The sequence below is a fragment of the Methylobacterium sp. D54C genome, from assembly GCF_053345595.1.
Window position 1 is genome coordinate 1 of the sequence record NZ_JBKFAK010000001.1, and the last position, 22,791, is coordinate 22,791.

The window sequence follows — 22,791 nt, forward strand, 5'->3', positions numbered from 1 at the left end:
GCCGCACCGCGCGACGCCGCACCGCGCGACGCCGCGGCGGGCAAGCCCGGCGGCCGGCCGCCGGCCATGCGCTCGGCGGCCCCCTCCCCGGCCCTCGCCTCTGCCCCCGCGCCCGGTCCGACCCGGCGCGAGCAGCGCGCCGCCGCCTCCGCGACCCTCGCCTCCGGCGTGCAGACCCTGACCGTCGAGCCGGACGAGGCCGGGATGCGGATCGACCGCTTCCTCACCGCCCGCTTCCCGCTCCTGCCCTTCACCCGCGTGCAGACCATCGTCCGCAAGGGCGAGTTGCGGGTCGACGGCAAGCGCGCCAAGCCGAACGACCGGCTGGAGCCGGGCATGAGCGTGCGCGTGCCGCCGCTGCGCCTCGACCAGCCCACCGAGCGGCCGCGCAGCGCCGCCCGCGAGCAGGACGACGCCGCCTTCATCCGGTCGCTGATCCTCTACGAGGATGCCGACATGATGATCCTCAACAAGCCTTTCGGCCTCGCGGTCCAGGGCGGTTCGGGGACGGTCCGGCACGTGGACGGCCTGCTCGCCGCCCTCACGGGGCCGGACGGCCAGAAGCCGCGCCTCGTCCACCGGCTGGACAAGGACACGGCCGGGTGCCTGATCATCGCCAAGACCCGGCTCGCCGCCGCGACGCTGGCCAAGAGCTTCCGGTCCCGGGCGGCGCGGAAGATCTACTGGGCGCTCACCGCGGGCGTGCCGCGGGTCCGGCAGGGGCGCGTCTCGACCTACCTCGCCAAGGAGGAGCCCACCGACGCGGACGCGCGGATGCGGGTCGCCAAGCACGGCGACGAGGGCGCGAGCCACGCGCTGACCTACTACGCGATGGTCGATCAGGCGGCCCAGAAGCTGTCCTGGCTGTCGTTCAAGCCGGTCACCGGCCGCACGCACCAGCTGCGCGCCCACGCGGCCCATATCGGCCACCCGATCGTGGGCGACCCGAAATACTTCTCCGTCGAGAACTGGGAGCTGCCGGGCGGCATCCAGAACCGCCTCCACCTGCTCGCCCGGCGGATCGTCATCCCGCACCCGCGGACCGGCAAGCCGGTCGACGTGAGCGCGCCGCTCCCGCCCCACATGGCGCAGAGCTGGAACCTCCTGGGCTTCGACGCCGCCCGCTACGACCCGATCGTCGAGGCTCCGGAGGCCTGAGCCCGCAGCCAGGGCACGATCGCGTCCGCCAGCGCGTCCGGGGCCTCGAGCGGCAGCATGTGGCCCGACCCGTCGATCACCCTCAGCGTCGCGCCCGGGATGCCGTCGCGAAGCTCCCGCGCCTCGTCGAGGCTGCGCAGGGCGTCCTGGGCCGCCGCCACGACCAGGGTCGGGCAGCCGATCGCGCCGAGGCGGTCGTCATCGGATTCGCGCGCCTGCCCGGCCTGGCGCAGGAAGACCTCTCCGCCGAGCCGGTCGCCCATCTGCCGGATCCGGCTCAGGAGGGCGCCGTCGCCGGCGCGGTCCGGGTGCACCGACTGGAGGATCGCCGCACGGCTGAGGCCCCGGTAGCCCTGCTGGCGGATATGGGCGACCGCGGCGGCCTTCCGGCGCGCCTGGGCCGGCGTGTCGGCCCGCGACGAAGTGGCGACGAGGACCAGCGCCTCCACCCGGTCCGGCACGAGCCGGGCGACCGCGCGGGCGACGTAGCCGCCCATGGAGAAGCCGACGAGCCCGAAGCGCGGCGGCGCCTCCGCGACGACGCGGCGCGCCATGTCGGCGATGGCGGCGTCCCCCGCGAGGTCGCCGTGGGTGATCGGCCCCACCTCGGCGAGGCGCGCGACCACGTCGGACCAGAGGTCGGCATCGGTCATGAAGCCGGGCAGCAGCACGAGGTTCATCGCCGGATCACCCTTCCCGTCCCCCAGATAACCGTCACGCGAGCGTCCGTCAGCGTCGCGGCATCTCCGGTGAAAGTCGGGTGCGGTCCGGGCGTCCCGCGCGGCGCATGCCTTGGCAACCGGCCGCGCCGCCTCATATGCTGCCCCGCGCCCCGCCGATCCGCCGCGGGGCCTGTTCCCGGCGGTTCGAGACCCTGACACATGAAGCTCGCGATGCTGGCCTGCCTCGCCGCCCTGTGCCTCACCGGGCCGATCGCGCATGCCGCGCCGGGCGAGACGACCAGGGCGGCGCCGACGGCGAACGGCACCCACCCCCCCGAGACGGCGGCCCCGCATCCGGCCCCGGTGCCCACCCCGGGCGCTGCGCCCGCGCAGGCCGCCCCGCGCACCGCCAACAGTGCCCGCGCGGAGCGCCGGCGGCGCTCCTACGCGGCCTGCAACCGCGCCTCGCATCAGCGCGGATTGCGCGGCGGCAAGCGCCGGCGCTTCCTGATCCGGTGCCGGCTCGGCTACGAGCGGACCCGGATCCCCGGCGGCCAGCCCGCCGCGGCCGCGCCGGCCCAGCCGGGCCGGAAGCCGTGACGGGGACCCGCCTCCTTTCACCCGCGCCGTCGGGGCGGCTCGCGGCGCGACTTCCTGCGCGTCGGTCGCGATGAGGCTCGTCGTCTTCGACGTCGACGGCACCCTCGTCGACAGCCAGCACCTGATCGTGGCGGCCCAGGAGGTGGCGTTCGCGGAGAACGGCCTGCCGGCGCCCGGACGGCGGGAGGCCCTGTCGGTGGTCGGCCTGTCGCTGCCGCAGGCCTTCCGGCGCCTCGTCGGCGAGGACGGCCCGGTCGCGGAACTCTCGGAAAGCTACAAGCAGGCCTACAACCGCCTGCGGCTCGACCCCGCCCACGAGGAACCCCTGTTCCCCGGTATGGCCGACCTGCTGACCCGGCTGCACGGGCGCTCCGACGTGCTGATCGGCCTCGCCACCGGGAAGTCGCGGCGCGGTGTCGACCGGCTGATCGCGCATTACGGCTGGGCGGACTGGTTCGCCACGACCCAGAGCGCCGACGACGCGCCGTCGAAGCCGGATCCGACCATGCTGCAGCAGGCGATCCGCGAGGCCGGCTGCGAGCCCGAGGCCACCGTGATGGTCGGCGACACCACCTTCGACATCGCCATGGGCGTGGCGGCCGGTGCGACGGCCGTCGGGGTCGCCTGGGGCTACCATCCGCCGGACGCGCTCTACGGGGCCGGGGCCGTGACGGTGGTCCCGAGTGCCGCCGCGCTGGAGGCGCTGCTCCTCGAGGGGCTCGCGACCGGCTCCTGATCGCGGGAGGCTCGCGCGCGGGGCCGGAAGCGCCTATCTCGCCTCCATGAGCGATCAGACGACAGACTGGCTCGGGCAACCGAGCGACGGTGACAGGCCCGATCCGGTCCGGGCCGCCCGCGGCCACGCCAAGCCGACCCTGCCCCACCGCTTCTACAAGGAAGCCGGCTTCTCCGAGGATGACGACGGGTTCCGGCTGACCCTGGACGGACGTCCGGCCAACACGCCGGCCCGCAACCCGCTGCGTCTCCCCAGCCGGACCCTGGCCGAGCGCGTCGCGGCGGAGTGGCAGGCCCAGGACACGGCGATCGACCCCGCGCGGATGCCCCTGACCCGGCTGGCCAACACGGCGATCGACGGCGTCACGCCCCGCCTCGCCGAGGTCGCGGCGGATCTCTGCGCCTACGCGGGCACCGATCTCGTGGCCTACCGCGCCGGGGATCCGGAGCGCCTCGTGGCGGCCCAGGCGGAGGCCTGGGATCCGATTCTCGCCTGGGCACGGGACGCGTTCGGTGCGCGGGTGATCCTGAGCGAGGGCGTCATGCACGTCGCGCAGCCGGCCGACACGATCCAGGCGCTCTCCGCTGCGGTGAATGCGGTGACCGACCCGTTCCGGCTGGCGGGCCTGCACACCCTGACCACGCTGACCGGCTCCCTGCTGATCGCCCTGGCGGTTCTCGAGGGCCGGCTGACGCCGGCCGAGGCCTGGGCCGCGGCCCACGTGGACGAGACCTATCAGGCCGCCGTCTGGGGGCGCGACGCCGAGGCGGAGGCCCGCCTCGAGGCGCGCCGGACGGAGTTCGAGGCGGCCGCCGCGTTCGTCGCGGCCGGCGGCTGAGCCCGGGCCGCGACTCGGCGCGGTCGCGCAGATGCAATTGCGCAACAATCCCGCATTCGCGGCGCCCGCCCCGCGTCGGCGGCTGACAAAGCGCGAACACTGTTTTAGGGTTCGACGCACATTGTGTTCGAGTCGACGATGCGTTCCGATCAGCCTGTCCGTTGCAGTTTTGAAGGCGAACTGGCCAATCTGATCGCGTCGAAACAGTTTTCCCGCGATCTTGACGGGCGCTACGCGCTGTTCGACGCCCTCTCGGACCTCGAGCGCCGAGCACAGGGCGCCGGCGCGCCCGCTCTCACCTTGCGCAAGATTGCCGAGATCCGGTTCCTGGCGGGCATCCTGCGCGAGTCGGTGCGCCCGTTCCCGATCGCGCCCCTGCGGACGGTGCTGCGCGTGCGCGAACGGATCGACGCGCGCCGCGCGGTCTCCGCCGAGGCCGCGGATCTCGACGCGGTCTGACGCGGGCGCGGCTCAGGCGGGCTCGGCCAGGGCAGCCTGGATCTTCGCCTCCAGGGCCGCGGGCTTCGTCCCGGGTGCGAACCGGGCGACGACCCGGCCGTCGCGTCCCACCAGGAACTTGGTGAAGTTCCACTTGACCGCCCGCGTGCCGAACAGCCCGGTCCGGGCCCGGGTGAGATGGGCGTAGAGCGGATCGGCGCCCGACCCGTTCACCGCGACCTTGGCGAGCACCGGGAAGCTCACGTCGTAGCGCAGCGCGCAGAAGCTCGCGATCTCGGCGGCGTCGCCCGGCTCCTGCGCGCCGAACTGGTTGCAGGGAAATCCCAGGATCGTCAGGCCCGCATCCCGGTGCCGGCGCCAGAGCGCCTCGAGCCCCTCGTATTGCGGGGTGAAACCGCAGCGGGAGGCCGTGTTCACGATGAGCAGCACCTGACCGCGGTGCTGCGCGAGCGGGTACGGCGTTCCGTCGGCCGCGGAGACGCTGAAATCGTGAACGGTCGTCATGGCCGATCACTCGGGCAAACCGGCCGGATCCGCAAGGCTCGCGCGTCGCGACATGGCGTCGGCCCGCGGCGCGGCCCGGCGATCCCGGCCGCGACTCTAACCCCGTATATGGCCGAGCCGGCGCGCGTGGCGTAACGAGTCCGTCAATCGCGGCGACGAGACTCGGCACGGCCGCGAGTGAGGGGTACTCGCATCCCCCGCCTGGACCCGACCGGGACGTGTGGATGCCGCGCTATCACTTCAACATACACGACGGATCCACGATCCTGGACGGCGCGGGAACGGAGCTGCCGGACTGGCAATCCGCCCGGCTCGAAGCCGTCCGGCGCGCCGGCGACATCCTGAAGCAGGACGCCCAGCGCATCGCCCTCGGCGAGGATTGGCGGATCGAGGTGACGGACCAGACGGGGCTGATCCTGTTCCAGATGACGTTCCTGGTGGTCGAATCCCCGGTCATGCGGCGGCATTCCGGCACCGAGCGCTGAGCCGGCCCCGGGTCCGGCCGGTCGCCCGGTTCAGGCCGGCACTTTCCGGACGTCGAAGCTCGGGCCCTGGGGCGTCATCCGGTCGGTGGTGACGATGCGCTCGTCGGCGCCGACGATGCCGAGGCTGACGTCGCGGTCCGGCAGGATGACGGTGGTGCTCTTGTTGACGTGGACCAGCACGTGCCGGCGCAGGGGCACCGAGGCCACGGCCCAGCGCCTGAGCTGCCCGTAATAGGGCTCGCGCCGCCACGCGTTCGCCTGTCCGGGATCGACCTGCACGTTCATGTTGCGGGTGAGCGGATCGAGGCTCAGCACCATCTTGGCGCGGTCCGGCTTCCATTCCGGGCCGAGCCATCCCTCCGTCATCCAGAGGCAGTGGAAGGCCCGGCAATGGTCCGGGCGGGTGGCGTGGATGGCGCAGCCCTGGCCGGCCTTCGTATGGCGGCACCACTGGCCCGCGACGCTCTCGACGGCGGGCACGTCGTAGACCTTGCAGCACAGCGTGCAGGCGCCGCAGGCGCGGCCGGGGGCGGGTTGGGCGACGTAGGCTTCCGGATTGAGCATCGGTCGGGCGCGGCGAGGGGCGGTGCTGGAGTAGCGCTGGCGGCATGCGTCCGGCAACGGCCGGACGCGGATCCTCCGGGCTACCTGACGGGGCATCGGGTCGGTAGTGTGGCGGCGGTCACCCGCGCACGAGGACCTTGCGAACCATGCTCTCGAACCTCGCGACCCGCGACGTCGAAACCCTCCTCCATCCCTACACGAACCTGTCGACGCACCGACAGACCGGCCCGCTGGTGCTGGAACGGGGCGAGGGCGTGCATGTCTACGACACCGAGGGACGCTCCTACATCGAGGGAATGTCCGGCCTGTGGTGCACGGCGCTGGGCTACTCCAACGCGGAGCTCGTAGAGGCGGCCCGGGCGCAGATGGCGCGCATGCCCTTCACGCACCTGTTCTCCGGCCGCAGCCACGATCCGGGCATCGAGCTCGCCGAGACGCTGAAGGAGCTGATGCCGGTCCCGACCTCGAAGATCTTCTTCACCTCCTCGGGGTCGGAGGCCAACGACACGCAGGTCAAGCTGACCTGGTACTACAACAACGCCCTGGGTCGGCCGCAGAAGAAGAAGATCATCGCCCGCCAGAAGGGCTACCACGGCGTCACGGTCGCGAGCGCCTCGATGACCGGGCTCGCCGCGAACCACGCCGACTGGGACCTGCCGCTGCCGGGCTTCCTGCACGTCTCGCCCGCGCACCACTACCGGGGCGCCGAGCCGGGCGAGAGCGAGGAGGCCTATTCGGCGCGCCTCGCCGCCGAGCTGGAGGAGACGATCCTGCGCGAGGGGCCCGAGACGGTCGCGGCCTTCATCGCCGAGCCGGTGATGGGCGCGGGCGGCGCGATCGTGCCGCCGCGGGGGTACTTCGCGGCGATCCAGGCGGTGCTGGCCAAGTACGACGTCCGCTTCATCGCCGACGAGGTGATCTGCGGCTTCGGCCGGCTCGGCACGTGGTTCGGCAGCGAGGCGCTGGGGGCCCGGCCCGATTCGATCTCCTTCGCCAAGGCCCTGACCTCGGCCTACATGCCGCTCGGCGGCGTGAGCATCGACGAACCGCTCTACGAGGCGCTGATCGGCCAGAGCGAGAAGATCGGCACCTTCGGCCACGGCACCACCTATTCCGGGCACCCGGTGGCCGCCGCGGTGGCCCTGAAGGCGATCGAGATCTACCGCCGCGACCGGGTGATCGAGGGCGCGGCCGAGAAGGCGCCGCAGTTCCAGCGCCGCCTGGCGGCGCTCGCCGGGCACGACATCGTGGGCGAGGCCGGCGGCCTCGGGCTGATCGGCGGCCTGGAGATCGTCGCCGACAAGGCCAGCAAGCGGCAGTACGACCCGAAGAAGGGCGTGGCCGCCCGCTGCGTCGCCTTCGCGCAGGGCGAGGGGCTGATCGTGCGGGCGCTTGCCGGGGACCGCGTCGCCGTCTGCCCGCCGCTGATCATCGCGCCGGACGAGATCGACGCCCTGTTCGACCGGCTCGGGCGGGCCCTGGACCGGACCCGCGACTGGATCCGCGCCGAGGGGCTGGAGGCGATGCCGGGCTGAGGACCGCCCCGCGCGCGTCGCGGCGCGGGCGCGGACCCCGGCCGCGGCGGTCGCCTGCCGCCGTCACACCGCGTCGCGCGACGCGTCCGGCAGCGCGGCCGTCTGCAGCCCCGCCGCGGTCAGCGGCGTGATGCGCAGCGTGGTGATCCGGTTTTTGGCCTTCCGCAGCACTTGGAAGCGGAAGCCGTGGAAGTTGAAGGCGGTGCCCTGGTCCGGGATGGTCCGCGCCTCGTGGATGACGAGGCCGGCGATGGTGGTCGCCTCCTCGTCGGGCAGGTCCCAGTCCATGGCCCGGTTCAGGTCGCGGATCGGCACGCCGCCGTCCACGTTCACCGACCCGTCCCCCTGCGGGCGCACGCCCGAGACGGTGACGTCGTGCTCGTCGGCGATGTCGCCGACGATCTCCTCCAGGATGTCCTCCAGGGTCACGAGCCCCATCACCTCGCCGTACTCGTCGACCACGAGGGCGAAGTGGGTCTTCTTGGTCAGGAAGGCCTTGAGCTGGGCGCGCAGCGACGTCGTGCCCGGCACGAACCACGTCTCCAGGGCCAGCGCCTCGACCTTGAGGCCGGAGGCGTCGCCGCCCGCGGCGTCGAGCGCCCGCAGCAGGTCCTTGGCGTGGAGGACGCCGACGATGTTCTCGGGCGTGCCGCGCCACAGCGGCATGCGGGTGTAGGGCGAGGCCAGCACCGCCCGGACGATGTCCTCGGAGGGCTGGTCGGCGTCGATCGCCCGCATCTTCGTGCGGTGGACCATCACGTCGGAGACCGACAGGTCCGACAGGTCGAGGAGGCCGCCCAGCATGTCGCGCTCGGCCTTGGCGACGCCGCCCTCCCGGTGCATCAGCGCCACCTGCCCGCGCAGCTCCTCGGCGGCGGTGAGGATCGACTGGTGCTCGCCGATGGTGACGCCGAACGGCTTCAGCATCACCCGCACGACGTGCTCGATGGCGATGGCCAGCGGGCCCATCAGCGCCACCGCGAAGGCCACCGGGCGGGCGGTGAGCAGCGCGGCCCTGTCGGGTTTGGAGATCGCCAGCGTCTTCGGCAGCACTTCGGCGAAGACGATGACCAGCACCGACATGCCGACGGTCGCGTAGATGACGCCGCTCTTGCCGAACAGCGCCGTGAGCACGCTGGTGGTGAAGGCCGAGGCGCCGATCGCCACGATGTTGTAGCCGATCAGCATCGCGCCGATGAAGCGCTCGCGGATCGCCAGGATGCGGTTGACGATCGCGGCGCGCGGGTCGCCCGCCTGCTCGAGGGCGTGCATCCGGGCCCGCGAGGCGGCGGTGAAGGCCGTCTCCGCGCCCGCGAAGAAGGCCGAGAGCAGCAGCGAGATCGCCACGATGCTCGCGGCGAACCACAGGTCGATATGGGTTTCCATCGGGTCCGTCAGGCACGCCTCGCGCGGCTTGTCGGCCGCCCATATAGCGCCTCCTGCGACTTATTGCGCGCCGATCGGGCGCACCGTCCACGTCGCCCAGTAGACGGGCCGCCCGTACAGGCTCGACGTGTCGCGCCCGGAGGCGGTCGGGGCGAGCCGGTCGAGCCAGGTCAGGAAGCCCGCCTTGTTCGGGTAGATCGCCGGCGTGTCGAGGTTGCCCTCCGCGTCGGTCATCCAGAAATGCGCGCTCCGGTCGTACCGGCCGCTGCCGTCGCCCCCCGAGCGCAGCCCGAGATAGGCGGAGGAGCGGCCCGCCTCCACCGGATCGGCGTAGAGTTTGAGGGCGCCGATCCCGTCGAGGTTCATGTCGGCCGTGTATTGCAGGCAGATATCCGCCACCGGGCCGCCCGGGGCGTTGGCGGGCCGCTGGCACGTGTAGGAGACCGCCCAGCGCGGCATGCCCTTGGCGCGGGCCACCCGCACGAGGGTTCCGGGCGGCAGCGGCCCTGCGAGCTTGCGCGCCGTCGACCAGACCTTCGGCCCCGACAGGTCCTGCGCGGTACGCAGGAACAGCCCGGTGCGGCGCTTCTCGGGGGCGAGGCCGCAATCCTCGGGCAGCACGTCGGTGTAGACGTAGTGATAGGTGCGGTCGACGACGCTGATCGAGCCGGCGAGCCCGTGGGTCTCGAAGGCCGGCGCCGTGCAGGCCGACGTGACCGGCTTGCCCGCCTCGTCGACCACCGCGGCGGGGACGGGCGGGTCGGCGCGCCGGCCGCGGCCGGCGCCCGCCTCGAACGGCGTCCAGGCCAGCCCGTAGCCGTCGGCGGTGCGGGTCCGGATCTCGAAGGTCTGGAAGTCGAGGGTGCGCGCCTCGATCTGGACGCGGCGCCGGACGTCGGCCGGGCCCGTCGCCGGCGCGTCCGGTTCCGCCCGCCGGCGCCGACGCCGGCCGCGGCGCTCGGGCTCGGCCGCGTCGCCGCCGGTGACGCCCACGCGCTCCTGCCCGAGCAGGAAGACGTAGCTGTAGGCCTCGCCGGCCCAGGTCCGGCCCGTCACGGCGATGGGGTCGCGCGGGCCGATGCCCTCCGCGGACGGCGTCGGCTCGGACCAGCCGCGCGTCCGCGCGCGCTCCTCCGGCAGGTCGACCCAGAACCGGTCGGCCGAGGGCGGCAGCGTCGTGACCAGGGCCTCGAAGGTGCGGCCGGTGCGCAGGGCGCCGCCGTCGCGGCTGTCGGTGGCGCGCCGCTCCGGGCACGGCTCGTCCCGGCGGGACGCCACCGGTGTCTGGCCCTGGAACACGGCCTGGAGCGGGCCGGGCGCCTCGGAGCGGGCGAGCCGCAGGATCTGCACGCCGCGCACGAAGGCGCAGGGCGCCGGCGCGATGAGGACGCCCTCGGCCTCCGAGCCCTCGCGGCAGATCTCCAGCGCGCCGCCCCCGGTCAGGAAGCAGCTCGGGGCGCTGCCTTCGTAGCCCGCGGGCCGGGCCTCGGCGGGGCGCGTCCCGATCAGCGCGGATCCGGCCAGCGCCGAGAGCGCCGCGAGGGCCGCGAGGCGCCTGCCCGAGCGCCGGCCTGAGCGCCGGCCTGAGCGCCGGGACGCGGCGTCGCGTGCGGGGGGAATGACGGTATCGGCAGGCGATGTCGTGGCAGTCTTTGTAGAAATCACGTCTATCGCCGATGTCGATCCGGATGTCGGAACAGTCTCGCAGCCTCTAACTCACGGTCGCTGAGCCGGAAAGTGGCGCGGACCACGCAAGCCCCCTTCGATGGGGACGGGGCGAACCCGGCGCCCGCTCGCCCGTTGTCGCGGCTTGAGGGCCCCGCTGGCCCGACCCTTTCAGCGCCCGGAGATCAGCGCATGGACATCGCCGTCGAAACCGTCACCGACATCGTCACGCGGCTGCGCGCCATCGAGGTGAAGGAGGGCAACACCGACCCGGATTCGGGTTCGAACCCGATCGACGACGGCGCCACCGACGTCCTGGTCTCCGGCACCGACGACGCCACCGAGTCCGAGGTCCGCGGCCTGATCGCCGGGCTCGACGACGATTCGCGCGCCGAGCTGCTCGCCCTCCTCTACGTCGGGCGCGGCGACATGGAGCCGGAGGAGTGGAGCGAGGCGGTGCGCTTCGCCCGCGAGCGCGAGGCCGCCGGCGAGGGCGCCGCGCGGGAACTGCTGGGCTCTCCCGACGCCGGCGACCTACTGGAGGAAGGCCTCGACGCGATGGGGCTCAGCCCCGAACTGCCGCAGGCCTGAGCGCCCGGACGGGGGCCGGTCGCCATGGCCTCGCGCGCGCGCAGGGGCGCCACGAAGGCGCTGCGGGTCCTCACGCGGCCGGTCCGCCGCGCGCAGGGCCATGGCGGCAAGGGCCGCGGCGGGCTCGTGGTCGAGCCCTACCGCGGCTACGGGTCACGGGACGAGGTGTTCCTGATCGGCCGGGTCTTCCGGCAGTCGCCGGGGATACCCGGCGAGGATCCCGAATCCCTGCGGGCGCAGTGGCGCGACCTCCGCCGCCGCATCGCCCGGCGGACGATCGCCGGTGCGGCCGTCACCGCCCGGTTCGGCGACGATGCCGTCCGGGTCGAGACCGACCGGGACGGCTATTTCCGCGTTCACCTGCACCCGCGCTCGCCTCCGGCCGAGACGGGTGACTGGCACGCGGTCGAACTCCGCCTCGAGGCCGATCCGCCGATCCCCGCCGAGGGCGCGGTGTTCATCCCGCCCGACCGCTGCCGCTGCGTCGTGGTCAGCGACATCGACGACACGGTCATGCGCACCGGCGTCGCCAACAAGCTCAAGATGCTCTGGCGCCTGTTCGTGGAGGATGCCGAGAGCCGGGTCGCCTTCCCGGGCGTCGCCGCCCTCTACCGCGCCCTCCACGCGGGCGCCGGCGGCGACGAGGGCAACCCGATGCTCTACGTGTCCCGCGCGCCCTGGGGTCTCTACGAGATGCTCTCGGAGTTCTTCCAGCGCCACGGCATCCCAGCGGGCCCGGTGCTGTTCCTGCGGGAATGGGGCCTCTCCTGGACCCACCCGCTGCCGCGCCGGGCCACCGACCACAAGCACGCGCTGATCCGCCACATGCTCGCCCTCTACCGCGACCTGCCCTTCGTGCTGATCGGCGACAGCGGCCAGCACGACCCGGAGGTCTACGCGCAGATCGTCGAGGAGAATCCCGGGCGGGTGCTGGCGGTCTACATCCGCAACGTGTCCCGCGGCTCCGCGCGGGTGGAGGAGATCGTCCGGCTCGCCGGCGCCGTCGCCCGGGCCGGATCGAGCCTCGTGCTCGCCGCCGACAGCGTCGCCATGGCCGAGCACGCGGCCGCCATCGGGCTGATCGCGCCCGGGGCGGTGACCGGCGTCGCCGACGAGCACGCGGCGGCGGCCGAGACCGGGCCGCGCCGGGAGACCGCCCGGATCACGCCGGAACCGTCGGGCGTCGCCGACGCGGCCGAGGACCCGATCGGGCCGGAGGCGATCGCCGAGGCCCTCGCCGGCGACGGCGCCGTGCCGGCGACCCTGGTGGTCGAGCCGGAGACGCCGGCCGCGCTCCCGCGGCTCGGTGCGTGACCGCGCGGCCGCGATCGTCACCCGGGCGGCTGTCGCGGGCCGCCCGCTCCGATAGGTATCGGCCGAGCGCGCCCGGCACCCGCCGAGACGGGTCGCGGAACGGGCTGCCGCGGGAGGAATCGAGATGCGCCTGAGCCTGTCCGCGCTGCTGATGATCGCCTGCGGCACCCCGGCCGCCTTCGGGCAGGCCGCGCCCGCGGAGCGGGCCGTGCCGCGCTTCGCCCAGCTGGAGGCCGAGATGGGCGCGGCCAACGCCGCCCCGGGACCGCGGACGGTGCCGGCCAAGGTCGTGCCGGTCCCCGACACGACGAGCCCGCAATTCCGCACCGCGGTGGCGGCGCCCTACCGGGTGCCGGCCTGGAACGCGAACCCGCCGGACGCCGCGGCCTGGAAGGCGCTGGTCGACAAGCTCGCCGCCGCCGGAGCCGCCACCCTGCCGGCGCTCCGCGAGAAGCTGGGCGTCACCAGCGAGGCCGCGGTGATCGGCGGCGTGAAGGCCTTCGTGATCCAGCCCCGGCAGATCCCCGAGGCCAACCGCGACCGGTTGCTCCTGCACATCCACGGGGGCGGCTACGTCTACAATCCCGGCGAGGCAGGAACGCTAGAGGCGATCCTGATGGCCGGCCTCGGCGGCTACAAGGTCATCTCGGTGGATTACCGCATGCCGCCGGACGCGCCCTACCCGGCCGCCATGGACGACGCGACCGCCGTGTGGCGGGCCATGCTGTCCATGCAGAAGCCGCGGAACATGGCGGTGTTCGGCACCTCAACGGGCGGCGGCATGACCCTGGCCCTGATGCTCCGCGCCAAGGCCGAGGGGCTGGCGCTGCCCGCGGCGATCGGCCTCGGGACGCCCTGGTCGGACATGACCGAGACCGGCGACAGCTACCGGACCAACGAGTGGCTCGACAACGTGCTCGTCAGCTATTCCGGCTACCTGACGCCGGCCGCCAAGCTCTACGCCGCCGGCCGCGACCTGAAGGAGCCGCAGCTCTCGCCGATCTACGGCGACTTCGCCGGCCTCCCGCCCGCGATCCTGGTCACCGGCACCCGCGACCTCTTCCTGTCGAACACGGTGCGCACCCACCGGAAGCTGCGCGCCGCCGGGATCGAGGCGTCGCTGCAGGTGTTCGAGGGCATGTCCCACGCCCAGTACCTGTTCACGCCGGACGCGCCCGAAACCCGGGAGGTCTTCGGAGAAATGGCGCGCTTCTTCGACGATCATCTGGGTCGCTGAGGCGCGGCGGATCGGGCTCGCGCGGAGCTCGTGCTCACGAAATGGTGCAATGCAGCATCTCGGTGGAGAGGGTTCACATCCGGGCCGCGATGCCTAGGTTCGGCCCCTCGCAGCCGGTCCACGCTCCTCGAGCCTCCTGGAGGCCATCCGTGCAAACCTACACCCTCGCCATCGCCGACGGCGTCCTGTTCGCCTGCCTGCCCGACGAGGCCGACATCTCGGCCGCGATCACCGACGCGACCGCGACCAATTACGGGTTCGGCCTCAGCCTCGACATCGTCCGCGGGGCGACCCTGACCGACGCGGCCCGTCCCGAGGACGAGGTCGTGTGGCAGGAAGGGCCGGACAGCGAGCTGCTCGACGCGCAGGGGCGGCGCTACCGCTACGCCGTCCGCCGACCCTGCTGACGAAAGCCCGGCGCGGACCTGACACCGGGACGCCCGCCGGTGCTACGCTCCGCCGATGGAGCGGCGGGCGACAGGGGCGGGACGGTGGGGCGGGCTCGCCCGATTCCTCGTCCTCTACGCGGCGCTCTACGGCGCCTACGGGGTGCTGTCGCCGGTCCTGCCGGGCTTCCTCGCCGCGCGCGGCCTGACGCCCGGCGAGATCGGCCTCCTCCTCGCCGCCGCGGGCGCCCTGCGTCTCGCGGTCGGGCCCCTGGCCGGCGCCTTCGCCGACCGCCACCGGGCCGGCCGATCCGTCCTGGCGGCGAGCCTCGCGCTGGCCGGGCTCAGCGCCCTGGCGCACCTGCCGGGCGCCGGGCTGGCGCAGCTGATCGGGCCGGCGCTCCTCTACGCGGCGGGCACCGCGGCCCCGGCGCCCCTCGCCGACGCGCTGGCCCTGGCCGCCGCGCGCGGCGGCGCGGCGTTCCAGTACGGCTGGGTCCGCGGCGCGGGCTCGGCCGCGTTCATCGTCGGCACCGCCGCGGCCGGCTGGCTGATCGGCCTCCACGGCCTCGCCGCCGCCCTCGTGGCGAGCGGCGGCCTGTTCCTGGCCGCCGGCGCGGCGACCCTGCCGCTGCCCGCCGCTCCGGGCGGCGCGGCCGAGGCCGGGGCGCCGTGGCACGGCTTCGGCGCCCTGGTCGCCCTGCCGCGCTTCCGCCGCACGGTGCTGGTCGCCGCCCTGGTGATCGGCGCGCACGCGATGCACGACGGCTTCGCCATGATCCTGTGGCATTCCGCCGGGATCCCGGCGACCACCGCCGGCCTGCTCTGGTCGGTCTCGGTGGCCGCGGAGGTCCTGGTCTTCCTGCTGGTCGGACCGCCCCTGCTGGCGCGGATCGGCCCGGCGACCGGCATCGCGGTGGCGGCCTGCGCGGGCGCCCTGCGCTGGGCGGTGCTGGCATCCACGACCGCGCTTCCCTGGCTCGCCGCCGCCGAGTCCCTGCACGGGCTGAGCTTCGCCCTCCTTCACCTCGCCTGCCTGGGGCTCATCGAGGCGTCGACGCCGGCCGATCTCCGGACGACCGCGCTGGCGCTCTACGGCACGCTGGGCCTCGGCCTGTCGGGGGTGGCCGCGACCCTGGCCTCCGGGGCGCTCTACGGGGCGTTCGGCGCTTCGGCCTTCTGGGCCATGGCGGCGCTGAGTCTCGCGGCCCTGCCGCTCGTGCCGGCGCTGCGGGATCGCTGAAGCGGCGGGTTCTTTTCCCGCGCCTATGGTACGGACCCGGAACGGACCCGCCCGAAAAGCCCCGCATGCCCGCCGTCGCCGAGATCCTGATCCCGCTCGCCCTCGATACGCCCTACAGCTACGTGGCGCCGGCCGGGCTCGACCTCGCCCCGGGCGACGTGGTGCAGGTGCCCCTCGGCCCGCGCGAGATCGTCGGGGTGGTCTGGGGCGTCGCCGAGACGCCCGGCGGCTCGAACCTGCGGCCCGTGACCGGCCGCCTCCCCTTCCCGCCCCTGTCGGAGCCGCTGCGCAGCCTCGTCGACTGGATCGCCCGCTACACGCTGGCGCCGAAGGGCTCGGCACTCGCCATGGTCCTGCGGCTGCCCGACGAGGCGGCCGCCGGCGAGACCGCCCGCGTCGCCGTGCGCCTCACCGACAAGCCCCCGTCCCGGCCGACCCCGGCCCGCACCAAGGTGCTCGCCGCGGCGGCCGACGGCGCCCTGCGCGGCAAGAGCGCGCTCGCCAAGGAGGCGGGCGTCTCGCTCTCGGTGGTCGACGGGCTGATCGACGACGGCGTCCTCGAGACCGTCGCGGTCGAGCCGGAGCCGGTCGCGCCGCGGCCCGACCCGGACTTCCCGCGGACGCCGCTCTCGCCCGCCCAGGCCGAGGCGGTGGCGGCCCTCGTCGCCCCCTTCCCGTGGGACCGGCCGCAGCCGCGGGAATCCGACGATCTCCGCCCGGTCCTGCTGGAGGGCGTCACGGGCTCCGGCAAGACCGAGGTCTATTTCGAGGCGGTGGCCGCCTGCGTCCGGGCCGGGCGGCAGGCCCTGATCCTGATGCCCGAGATCGCCCTGACGGCGCAGTTCCTCGACCGGTTCGCCGCCCGGTTCGGGGTCCGGCCGGCGGCGTGGCATTCCGGGATCGGCGGCAAGCGGCGCGAGCGCCTGCGCGCCGCCGTGGCCGAGGGCGAGGCGCTCGTGGTGGTCGGCGCGCGCTCCGCCCTGTTCCTGCCCTTCGCGCGGCTCGGCCTGATCGTGGTCGATGAGGAGCACGAGACCGCCTACAAGCAGGAGGACGGCGTCCATTACCACGCCCGCGACATGGCGGTGGTGCGCGGACGCCTCGAGGGCTGCCCGGTCGTCCTGACCTCGGCGACGCCCGCGATCGAGACCCGCGTCAACGCCGCGCGGGGGCGCTACCGGCACGTCCTGCTCCCCGAGCGCTTCGGCGGCCGGCGCCTGCCCGACATCGCCGCGATCGACATGCGCCTCGACCAGCCCGAGCGCGGCCGCTTCCTCAGCCCGCCGCTGGTCAACGCGGTGAAGAGCACCCTGGAGCGCGGCGAGCAGGCGCTGCTGTTCCTCAACCGCCGGGGCTACGCGCCGCTGACCCTCTGCCGCGCCTGCGGCCACCGCTACCAGTGCAAGAACTGCTCGACCTGGCTCGTGGAGCACCGGTTCCGCCGGGCGCTGGTCTGCCACCAGTGCGGCTACGCCGAGCGCCGGCCGGAGGCCTGCACCGAGTGCGGGACCTTCGACAATCTCACCGCCTGCGGGCCCGGCGTCGAGCGGATCGCCGAGGAGGCCGCCGAGATGTTCCCGGACCGGCGCATCGTCGTCCTGTCGAGCGACTTTCCCGGCGGCGCCGAGCGTCTGCGCCAGGAACTCGAGGCGGTGGCGGCCGGCGCGTGCGACGTCGTGATCGGCACGCAACTCGTGGCCAAGGGCCACAACTTCCCGTTCCTGACGCTGGTCGGCGTCCTCGACGCCGATATCGGCCTGACCTCGGGCGACCCGCGGGCGGCGGAGCGCACCTTCCAGTTGCTCCAGCAGGTCACCGGGCGCGCCGGACGCGGCGAGAAGCCCGGGCGCGCCCTGGTCCAGACCTACCAGCCGGACCACCCGGTGATCGCGGCGCTCCTCTCGGGCGACGCCGAGCGCTTCTACGCGGAGGAGATCCAGGCCCGCGAGGCGGCCGGCCTGCCGCCGTTCGGGCGGCTCGCGGCCCTGATCGTCTCGGCGAGCGAGCGCGAGGTCGCGGAGGCGCACGGGCAGGCGCTCGCCCGCGCCTCCGAGCCGCCGGAGGGCGTGATGGTCCTGGGCCCCGCCGAGGCGCCCCTCGCCCTGGTGCGCGGCCGCTACCGGTTCCGGCTGCTCGTGAAGACCGAGCGCAACGTCGATCTCCAGGCCTACCTGCGCGCCTGGATCACCCGGGGACCGAAGGTGCGGGGCAACGTCCGGGTCGCCATCGATGTCGACCCGCAGAGCTTTTTGTAGGAGACTTCGCGGGCCTCCCGGTCTCGTGAACGCCGGTTCGCCGTCGGGAGGCATGTCAGAGCGAGGGTCCGGAGCCATACCGGTTCGTCCCGCGATCGGGTATGGCTCAGGTCACGGGCGGCGGACCCTGGTCGGAGACCGGCTACGGGACGCATGCGGTTCCCGGAGGAGCGATCAGTGCTGACCTACACCAAGACGCCGGATTCGAATGTCGCCGAGATCGTGGTCGACGGGAAGATCACCGACGAGGAGATGAACGCGGCGATGACCGCGATGAAGGCCGACCTCGACAAGGGCGGCAAGATCAAGCTGCTCGAGGATATCCGCGCCTTCGAGGGCATGGAGCCCGCGGCCTTCTTCAAGGACCCGCGCTTCGGCATCTCGATGATGAAGAGCATCAGCCACGTCGCCCTGGTGACGGACGCGCCCTGGCTGAAGGCGCTGGCCGAGACCTTCAACTTCGTGTCGCCGACCCAGATCAAGGTGTTCGAGCGCGCCCGCATCGACGAGGCGCGGAGCTGGCTCGCCGCGGCCGCCTGAGCGACCTCAGTCGGCCTGCGCGGTGCGGGTGTCGCTGCGCCGCGCGGTCCAGTGGCCCGAGCACAGGGACGAGACCTTCCAGGTGCCGGCGCCGCTGCCGGCCTGGAGCCGGCCGGTGCCGGTGCCGCTCGCCGTCCCGTTGCTGACCGTGATGCCGACGCTGCCGTCGGGCCGCACGTGGCCGTTGACCTGCGCCCCGGCGCTGCCGGAAATGAGCTGCACCTGCCCCTCGCGGATCGCGAGCGCGTAGGTGTAGCGGGCGCTGCACAGGCCGCTCTCCGTCACCAGCTCCACCGACCACCGCCCGTTATGCGCGCTCGGCCCCGCGCTGGCGGGCAGGCACGTCGGGAGGAGAAGGCCGGCGGCGAGGGCCGCGACCGCGGTCAGCTTGGTCATGCGATGCAATCTTTCAGCGAAGCGGACACCGCCGGAAGCGGCGTGCACGGTCAGAATCATCGATCGAGGATGACTCGACGCTGAACGATGGAAGCGGCAAGAGTATGGCTGCCTCCCGCCTGTTCAAGATAGATTACGGCCGACAGTCTCCCGACCAATAGTCAAGCTCGTTGCGGACGATGCTGTGGACTGATCTGCCGACCGGAGCGTCCAAGTCTCCGCTCATCACGGAGGAGACGGAGGCGGCCGAGGTCCTGCACGCGCCTGTCGAGGATCGCCGGACCCGCGGGAAAGCGCCCGCGAGACCGCGGCCGAACCTGCCCGCGCGGGAGAGCCTCGGGCGCCTCGGGGCGGGCCGGCGATCGAGCAACCGGCCTCGATCGGGCCGGGCGGGATCCATGATCGGATCCGTCCGCGGGCGCGGGCAGCCGACCAGCGCGCCGCGCCGCCCTCTCGGGTTGTGACGGGCCGCGCGGGACGGCCGGAGCGACTCGCGGTGCTCAGTCGGTGAGCGGCCGGGCTTCCTCGGGCAGCATGATCGGGATCCCGTCGCGGATCGGGTAGGCGAGCTTCGCCGAGCGGCTGATCAGCTCCTGCCGGGCCGCATCGTATTCCAGGGTGCCCTTGGTCAGCGGGCAGACCAGGATCTCCAGGAGCTTCGGGTCGACGCGGGTCGCCTCGACGGGGGCGGTGAGATCGTTGGACATCGGTAGGGCAACCTATTGCATCGGCGACTCGGGACCCGAGCCGCGAACCAGTTCCATCTGCGTGACCGCGATCAGGATCTCGGCCCGGGTCTTCAGGTCGGGAGCCTCCAGCATCGCCTGCTTCTCGCGCACGCCGAACGGGCTCATCATGCACAGGGCGTTGACCAGCGCCTCGTCGGGCGCCTCGTCGATCCCGGCCCAGTCCACCTTGAGGTCGTTCGACTCCACGAAATCGCGCAGCGCCTTGAGGACGCCCTCGCGGTCGACCTGCTCCTCGCCCGCCCGCGGCTCGAAGTCCACCGCGAACTCGTCGTAGGAGACGTGGCAGCGGCGATAGGGGCCGATCGAGGCCAGCTCGCTCTCGACCCGGAACCGGGTGACGCCGGTGAGCGAGATCAGGTACCGGCCGTCGCCGGTCTCGGCGTACTGGGTGACGCGGCCCGCGCAGCCGACGCGGTAGAGCTTCGGATTCGATCCGCCCGACCCTTCCGGGTCGGGCTGGATCATCCCGATGATCCGGTCCGTCCGCATGGCATCGTCCACCATCGCGAGATAGCGCGGCTCGAAGATGTTGAGCGGCATCTGTCCCCGCGGCAGCAGCAGCGCGCCGGACAGCGGGAAGACCGGGATCACGGCCGGGCAATCCGCGGGGCCCTTGTAGCTCGCATGGGTGCTCATGGCGCCTCCCAGAGGGGCCGATCGGTGGGCCGGCGCGCGAGCCGGTGCCTCACGAGAACAGAAGTGCCGAGAGCTTGCGCCGGCCGCGGATCGTGTCGGGGTCCATCACGCCCCAGGCCTCGAAGAATTGCAGCAGCTGCTTGCGCGCACCGTCCTCGTTCCAGTCCTTGTCGCGCTTGCGCAGCTCGATCAGGTGATCGACCGCCTGGCCGCGCTCCCCCCGGGCGGCGAGCCCGAGTGCGAGGTCGAACCGCGCCTGATGGGCGTCCGGGTTGGCCTCGACCTCGCGCTGCAGGCCCGCGAGGTCGCCCAGCGACGCCGCCTGCTCGGCGAGTTCCAGGGCGGCGCGGATGCCGACGAGCGCCGGGTCGCCGGCCTTCGCCTCCGGAACCATCGCCAGGACGCGCTTGGCGTTCTCGATCTCGCCCGCGTCGAGCTGCATCTTGGCGAGGCCGGCCAGCGCGGTGACGTTGTCGGGCTGCTGCTCCAGCACGGCCGCGTAGATCTCGGCGGCGCCGGCGAGGTCGCCTTCCTGGATCAGGGCCGCCGCGTCGGCGAGGGCCGCCTCCAGCGGGTCCTGCTGCGGACCGGCCACGCGCGCGATCAGCTCCTTGATCTGGCTCTCCGGGACCGCGCCCATGAAGCCGTCGACCGGCTGGCCCTTCTGGAAGACGATGACCGCCGGGATCGACTGGATGCCGAGCTGACCGGCGATCGAGGGATGCTCGTCGATGTTCATCTTCGCGAGGACGACCGCGCCCGCGGCTTCCCGGACGACCTTCTCCAGGACCGGCGTGAGCTGCTTGCAGGGCCCGCACCAGGGTGCCCAGAAATCGACCAGGACCGGCCGGTTCATCGACTCGGCGATGACATCCTGACGGAAGCTCGCGGTGGTCGTGTCCTTGATGAGGGAGCCGGTGTCGCCGGCCGGGGTACCGCCCGCGGCGAGGGTGTCGTTGAGCATCGGTCTGGCTTCGGAACCTTTTTCGTGGAGCGCCTTAAATGGGGCTTCCGCCCCGGTCTGACCAGCCCGGAGGCCTGGATCCTCAGCGCGGCGGCGCGGCAGCCGGCGCGCCCGCCGCCGCCTTGGCGGCGGTCACGAACGTGCCAGCGAAGGGACGCCCGTCGGCGGTGCTGGCCTCGCAGGTGATCGCGGTGCGCCCGGCTTCCGGGGTCGAGAAGCGGCAGGCGCCGATCGCGAGGATCGGGGCGCCGTCCTTGCCCGTGGTGACGACGTTGATCGGCTGCAGCGGATCGGTCTCCTCGGTGGCCTCCTGCTGGGCGCCGTTGCCGCTGAAGCTGAGGGTCTGACCGTCGGAGGTCGTGAAGTCGAAGCTCGTGCGGTTGCGGCTCACCGCGTTCGTCAGGACGTTGCTGCAGGCCGCGCTCAGGTCCTGCGTGCCGATGACGAGCTTCTCGCAGGTCCCTTCCAGCCGCAGTGCCGCCTGGGCGCGGGCCGCCGAGGGCAGGCTGACGAGGGCGCAGAGCAGCGCGAGGCGCAGGCTGTTGGTCATGGCGTGTCGGGCATCCTCCGGTTGAGAGCCGAACTAGGCGCGCCGCGCACGCCGTCGAGGGGCACGGCCCCCGGACCGGCGCGACGGGAGGTGGGTCGCGGACGCGCCGGACGCCCTCAACCCACCCGCACGGGCGCGGCAGGGACGCCGGGCGGGGCGGCCCGCTAGCCCGCGAACCGCAGGGCCCGGTCGTTCGGCGCGGCGAGGTCGAGGTCGGGCCCGAGGGGCACGATCCCCGTCGGATTGATGGTCGGATGGCTCTCGTAATAGTGCCGCTTGATGTGGGTGAGGTTCACGGTCGGCGCGACGCCCGGCAGCGCGTAGAGGTCGCGGAGGTAGTTCGACAGGTTCGGGTAGTCGGCGATCCGGCGCCTGTTGCACTTGAAGTGCCCGACATAGACCGCGTCGAACCGCACCAGCGTCGTGAACAGCCGGATGTCGGCCTCGGTCAGCCGGTCCCCGCAGAGGTAGCGGCTCCGCTCGAGGCGCGCCTCGAGCGCGTCGAGTTCCGCGAACAGCGCCTCGAAGGCCTGGGCGTAGGCCTCCTGCGTCGTCGCGAAGCCCGCCTTGTAGACGCCGTTGTTCACGCGGTCGTAGACGCGGCCGTTCACGGCGTCGATCTCGGCGCGCAGGTCCGGGGGATAGAGGTCGGGGCCGGTGCCCCCGAAGGCGTCGTTCAGCATCCGCAGGATCTCGGCGGATTCGTTCGACACGATGGTGGCGCGCTCCCGGTCCCAGAGGGTCGGGACGGTGACCCGGCCGCTGTAGGACGGGTCCGCCGCCAGGTAGACCTCGTAGAGGCGCCGGGCGCCGTGGATCGGGTCGGGCGTCGCGCCCGGCGTGTCGCCGAAGACCCAGCCCTCCGCGCCCATGTGCGGGTCGACCACCGAGACGGAGATCGCGTCCTCCAGCCCCTTCAGGGTCCGGCCGATGAGTGTGCGGTGCGCCCACGGACAGGCCAGGGACACGTAGAGATGGTAGCGCCCCGGCTCGCCGCGGAAGCCGCCCGCGCCGGAGGGGCCCGCCGACCCGTCGGCGGTGACCCAGTTGCGGAAGGCGGAGGCCTTGCGCTCGAAGCGGCCGCCCGTGGCGGCGGTATCGTACCACTGGTCGCGCCAGATGCCGTCTACGAGGAAGCCCATCGTCGTCTCCGCCTGTCCGAGAGGTCCGACCGAGATGGGCCTCGCGCGGTCGGTGTGAAGGGACGCGTCCGCCCGCGAACGCCACGCAAGGCAGGCCTGCGCCCGCCTGTCTGTTGCGGTGCAGCAAAGTCCGCCATGTCTCGCGTCACCCACCCGTCGCCGTGCGCGTGCCGCAGCTGCCCGACCCGGTGGGGGA

At 73.3% G+C, this 22,791-nt stretch carries 25 protein-coding genes; 14 read left to right on the forward strand and 11 right to left on the reverse strand.

Features of this window, described 5'->3' with window-relative positions:
* Positions 1-1,158, forward strand: a 1,158-nt coding sequence (locus ACLBYB_RS00005) for an RluA family pseudouridine synthase (protein ID WP_447697468.1), incomplete at its 5' end; no start/stop codon positions are given.
* On the opposite strand, the gene ACLBYB_RS00010 is transcribed toward ACLBYB_RS00005, so the two are convergent.
* Positions 1,125-1,838: an alpha/beta fold hydrolase gene (locus tag ACLBYB_RS00010; protein ID WP_447697469.1), complete on the reverse strand. Its 714-nt coding sequence runs from the start codon at positions 1,836-1,838 to the stop codon at positions 1,125-1,127. The two genes, ACLBYB_RS00005 and ACLBYB_RS00010, sit on opposite strands and share 34 nt — an antisense overlap.
* Before the next feature lie 201 nt (positions 1,839-2,039).
* Here ACLBYB_RS00010 and ACLBYB_RS00015 point away from each other — a divergent pair, with 201 nt between their 5' ends.
* The 4 genes from ACLBYB_RS00015 to ACLBYB_RS00030 all read left to right on the forward strand — a co-directional run bounded on the left by ACLBYB_RS00015 (position 2,040) and on the right by ACLBYB_RS00030 (position 4,453).
* A complete protein-coding gene (locus tag ACLBYB_RS00015; RefSeq protein WP_447697470.1) occupies positions 2,040-2,420 on the forward strand; it encodes a hypothetical protein in 381 nt (126 codons plus the stop codon).
* Positions 2,421-2,490: 70 nt separating this feature from the next.
* Entirely contained in the window at positions 2,491-3,156 is a 666-nt protein-coding gene (locus ACLBYB_RS00020; protein ID WP_020093660.1) for an HAD-IA family hydrolase, read from the forward strand.
* Positions 3,157-3,202: 46 nt separating this feature from the next.
* Complete coding sequence (locus tag ACLBYB_RS00025; protein ID WP_447697471.1) at positions 3,203-3,994, forward strand: ATP12 family chaperone protein; 792 nt, start codon at positions 3,203-3,205, stop codon at positions 3,992-3,994.
* A gap of 138 nt (positions 3,995-4,132) precedes the next feature.
* Positions 4,133-4,453: a hypothetical protein gene (locus tag ACLBYB_RS00030; protein WP_331298521.1), complete on the forward strand. Its 321-nt coding sequence runs from the start codon at positions 4,133-4,135 to the stop codon at positions 4,451-4,453.
* A 12-nt stretch (positions 4,454-4,465) separates the two neighbouring features.
* Here ACLBYB_RS00030 and ACLBYB_RS00035 read toward each other — a convergent pair whose 3' ends face one another.
* Entirely contained in the window at positions 4,466-4,957 is a 492-nt protein-coding gene (locus ACLBYB_RS00035; protein ID WP_132366862.1) for a glutathione peroxidase, read from the reverse strand.
* A gap of 224 nt (positions 4,958-5,181) precedes the next feature.
* Here ACLBYB_RS00035 and ACLBYB_RS00040 point away from each other — a divergent pair, with 224 nt between their 5' ends.
* The gene (locus ACLBYB_RS00040) at positions 5,182-5,442 is read left to right on the forward strand and encodes a DUF6894 family protein (RefSeq protein WP_042671770.1); all 261 of its coding nucleotides are present in this window, start codon (positions 5,182-5,184) and stop codon (positions 5,440-5,442) included.
* 30 nt (positions 5,443-5,472) lie between these two features.
* On the opposite strand, the gene ACLBYB_RS00045 is transcribed toward ACLBYB_RS00040, so the two are convergent.
* Complete coding sequence (locus ACLBYB_RS00045) at positions 5,473-6,006, reverse strand: hypothetical protein (protein WP_042671766.1); 534 nt, start codon at positions 6,004-6,006, stop codon at positions 5,473-5,475.
* 146 nt (positions 6,007-6,152) lie between these two features.
* Between ACLBYB_RS00045 and ACLBYB_RS00050 the strand changes: the two genes are divergently transcribed.
* Positions 6,153-7,541 (forward strand): aminotransferase, encoded by a 1,389-nt coding sequence (locus ACLBYB_RS00050; protein WP_056525505.1) that lies wholly within the window; start codon positions 6,153-6,155, stop codon positions 7,539-7,541.
* A 63-nt stretch (positions 7,542-7,604) separates the two neighbouring features.
* On the opposite strand, the gene ACLBYB_RS00055 is transcribed toward ACLBYB_RS00050, so the two are convergent.
* A complete protein-coding gene (locus ACLBYB_RS00055; protein WP_447697472.1) occupies positions 7,605-8,927 on the reverse strand; it encodes an HlyC/CorC family transporter in 1,323 nt (440 codons plus the stop codon).
* Between the two features lie 60 nt (positions 8,928-8,987).
* Positions 8,988-10,592, reverse strand: a complete 1,605-nt coding sequence (locus ACLBYB_RS00060) for a hypothetical protein (protein ID WP_447697473.1) — start codon at positions 10,590-10,592, stop codon at positions 8,988-8,990.
* Positions 10,593-10,784: 192 nt separating this feature from the next.
* Here ACLBYB_RS00060 and ACLBYB_RS00065 point away from each other — a divergent pair, with 192 nt between their 5' ends.
* The 7 genes from ACLBYB_RS00065 to ACLBYB_RS00095 all read left to right on the forward strand — a co-directional run bounded on the left by ACLBYB_RS00065 (position 10,785) and on the right by ACLBYB_RS00095 (position 18,158).
* On the forward strand, positions 10,785-11,183 hold the full coding sequence (locus ACLBYB_RS00065; RefSeq protein WP_042671771.1) for a DUF3775 domain-containing protein: 399 nt from the start codon (positions 10,785-10,787) through the stop codon (positions 11,181-11,183).
* 24 nt (positions 11,184-11,207) lie between these two features.
* Positions 11,208-12,497 carry an App1 family protein gene (locus ACLBYB_RS00070; protein ID WP_447697474.1) on the forward strand — a complete coding sequence of 430 codons (1,290 nt, stop codon included), beginning with the start codon at positions 11,208-11,210 and terminating at the stop codon, positions 12,495-12,497.
* A gap of 124 nt (positions 12,498-12,621) precedes the next feature.
* Entirely contained in the window at positions 12,622-13,734 is a 1,113-nt protein-coding gene (locus ACLBYB_RS00075; RefSeq protein ID WP_447697475.1) for an alpha/beta hydrolase, read from the forward strand.
* 149 nt (positions 13,735-13,883) lie between these two features.
* Entirely contained in the window at positions 13,884-14,141 is a 258-nt protein-coding gene (locus ACLBYB_RS00080) for a hypothetical protein (RefSeq protein ID WP_020093648.1), read from the forward strand.
* A 55-nt stretch (positions 14,142-14,196) separates the two neighbouring features.
* Positions 14,197-15,363: an MFS transporter gene (locus ACLBYB_RS00085; RefSeq protein WP_447697476.1), complete on the forward strand. Its 1,167-nt coding sequence runs from the start codon at positions 14,197-14,199 to the stop codon at positions 15,361-15,363.
* 65 nt (positions 15,364-15,428) lie between these two features.
* Positions 15,429-17,618 carry a primosomal protein N' gene (locus ACLBYB_RS00090; protein ID WP_447697477.1) on the forward strand — a complete coding sequence of 730 codons (2,190 nt, stop codon included), beginning with the start codon at positions 15,429-15,431 and terminating at the stop codon, positions 17,616-17,618.
* 177 nt (positions 17,619-17,795) lie between these two features.
* Positions 17,796-18,158, forward strand: coding sequence for a SpoIIAA family protein (locus ACLBYB_RS00095; RefSeq protein ID WP_020093645.1), 363 nt, complete (start codon positions 17,796-17,798; stop codon positions 18,156-18,158).
* 6 nt (positions 18,159-18,164) lie between these two features.
* On the opposite strand, the gene ACLBYB_RS00100 is transcribed toward ACLBYB_RS00095, so the two are convergent.
* The 6 genes from ACLBYB_RS00100 to ACLBYB_RS00125 form a co-directional block, all read right to left on the reverse strand.
* Entirely contained in the window at positions 18,165-18,554 is a 390-nt protein-coding gene (locus tag ACLBYB_RS00100) for a hypothetical protein (RefSeq protein ID WP_020093644.1), read from the reverse strand.
* Between the two features lie 500 nt (positions 18,555-19,054).
* Positions 19,055-19,261 carry a Trm112 family protein gene (locus ACLBYB_RS00105; RefSeq protein ID WP_042671780.1) on the reverse strand — a complete coding sequence of 69 codons (207 nt, stop codon included), beginning with the start codon at positions 19,259-19,261 and terminating at the stop codon, positions 19,055-19,057.
* A gap of 12 nt (positions 19,262-19,273) precedes the next feature.
* A complete protein-coding gene (locus ACLBYB_RS00110) occupies positions 19,274-19,939 on the reverse strand; it encodes an LON peptidase substrate-binding domain-containing protein (protein WP_020093642.1) in 666 nt (221 codons plus the stop codon).
* 49 nt (positions 19,940-19,988) lie between these two features.
* Entirely contained in the window at positions 19,989-20,903 is a 915-nt protein-coding gene (gene trxA / locus ACLBYB_RS00115) for a thioredoxin (protein ID WP_020093641.1), read from the reverse strand.
* Positions 20,904-20,985: 82 nt separating this feature from the next.
* Entirely contained in the window at positions 20,986-21,453 is a 468-nt protein-coding gene (locus ACLBYB_RS00120) for a hypothetical protein (protein ID WP_020093640.1), read from the reverse strand.
* Between the two features lie 164 nt (positions 21,454-21,617).
* Positions 21,618-22,595 carry a glutathione S-transferase family protein gene (locus tag ACLBYB_RS00125; protein ID WP_447697478.1) on the reverse strand — a complete coding sequence of 326 codons (978 nt, stop codon included), beginning with the start codon at positions 22,593-22,595 and terminating at the stop codon, positions 21,618-21,620.
* Positions 22,596-22,791 lie beyond the last annotated feature (196 nt).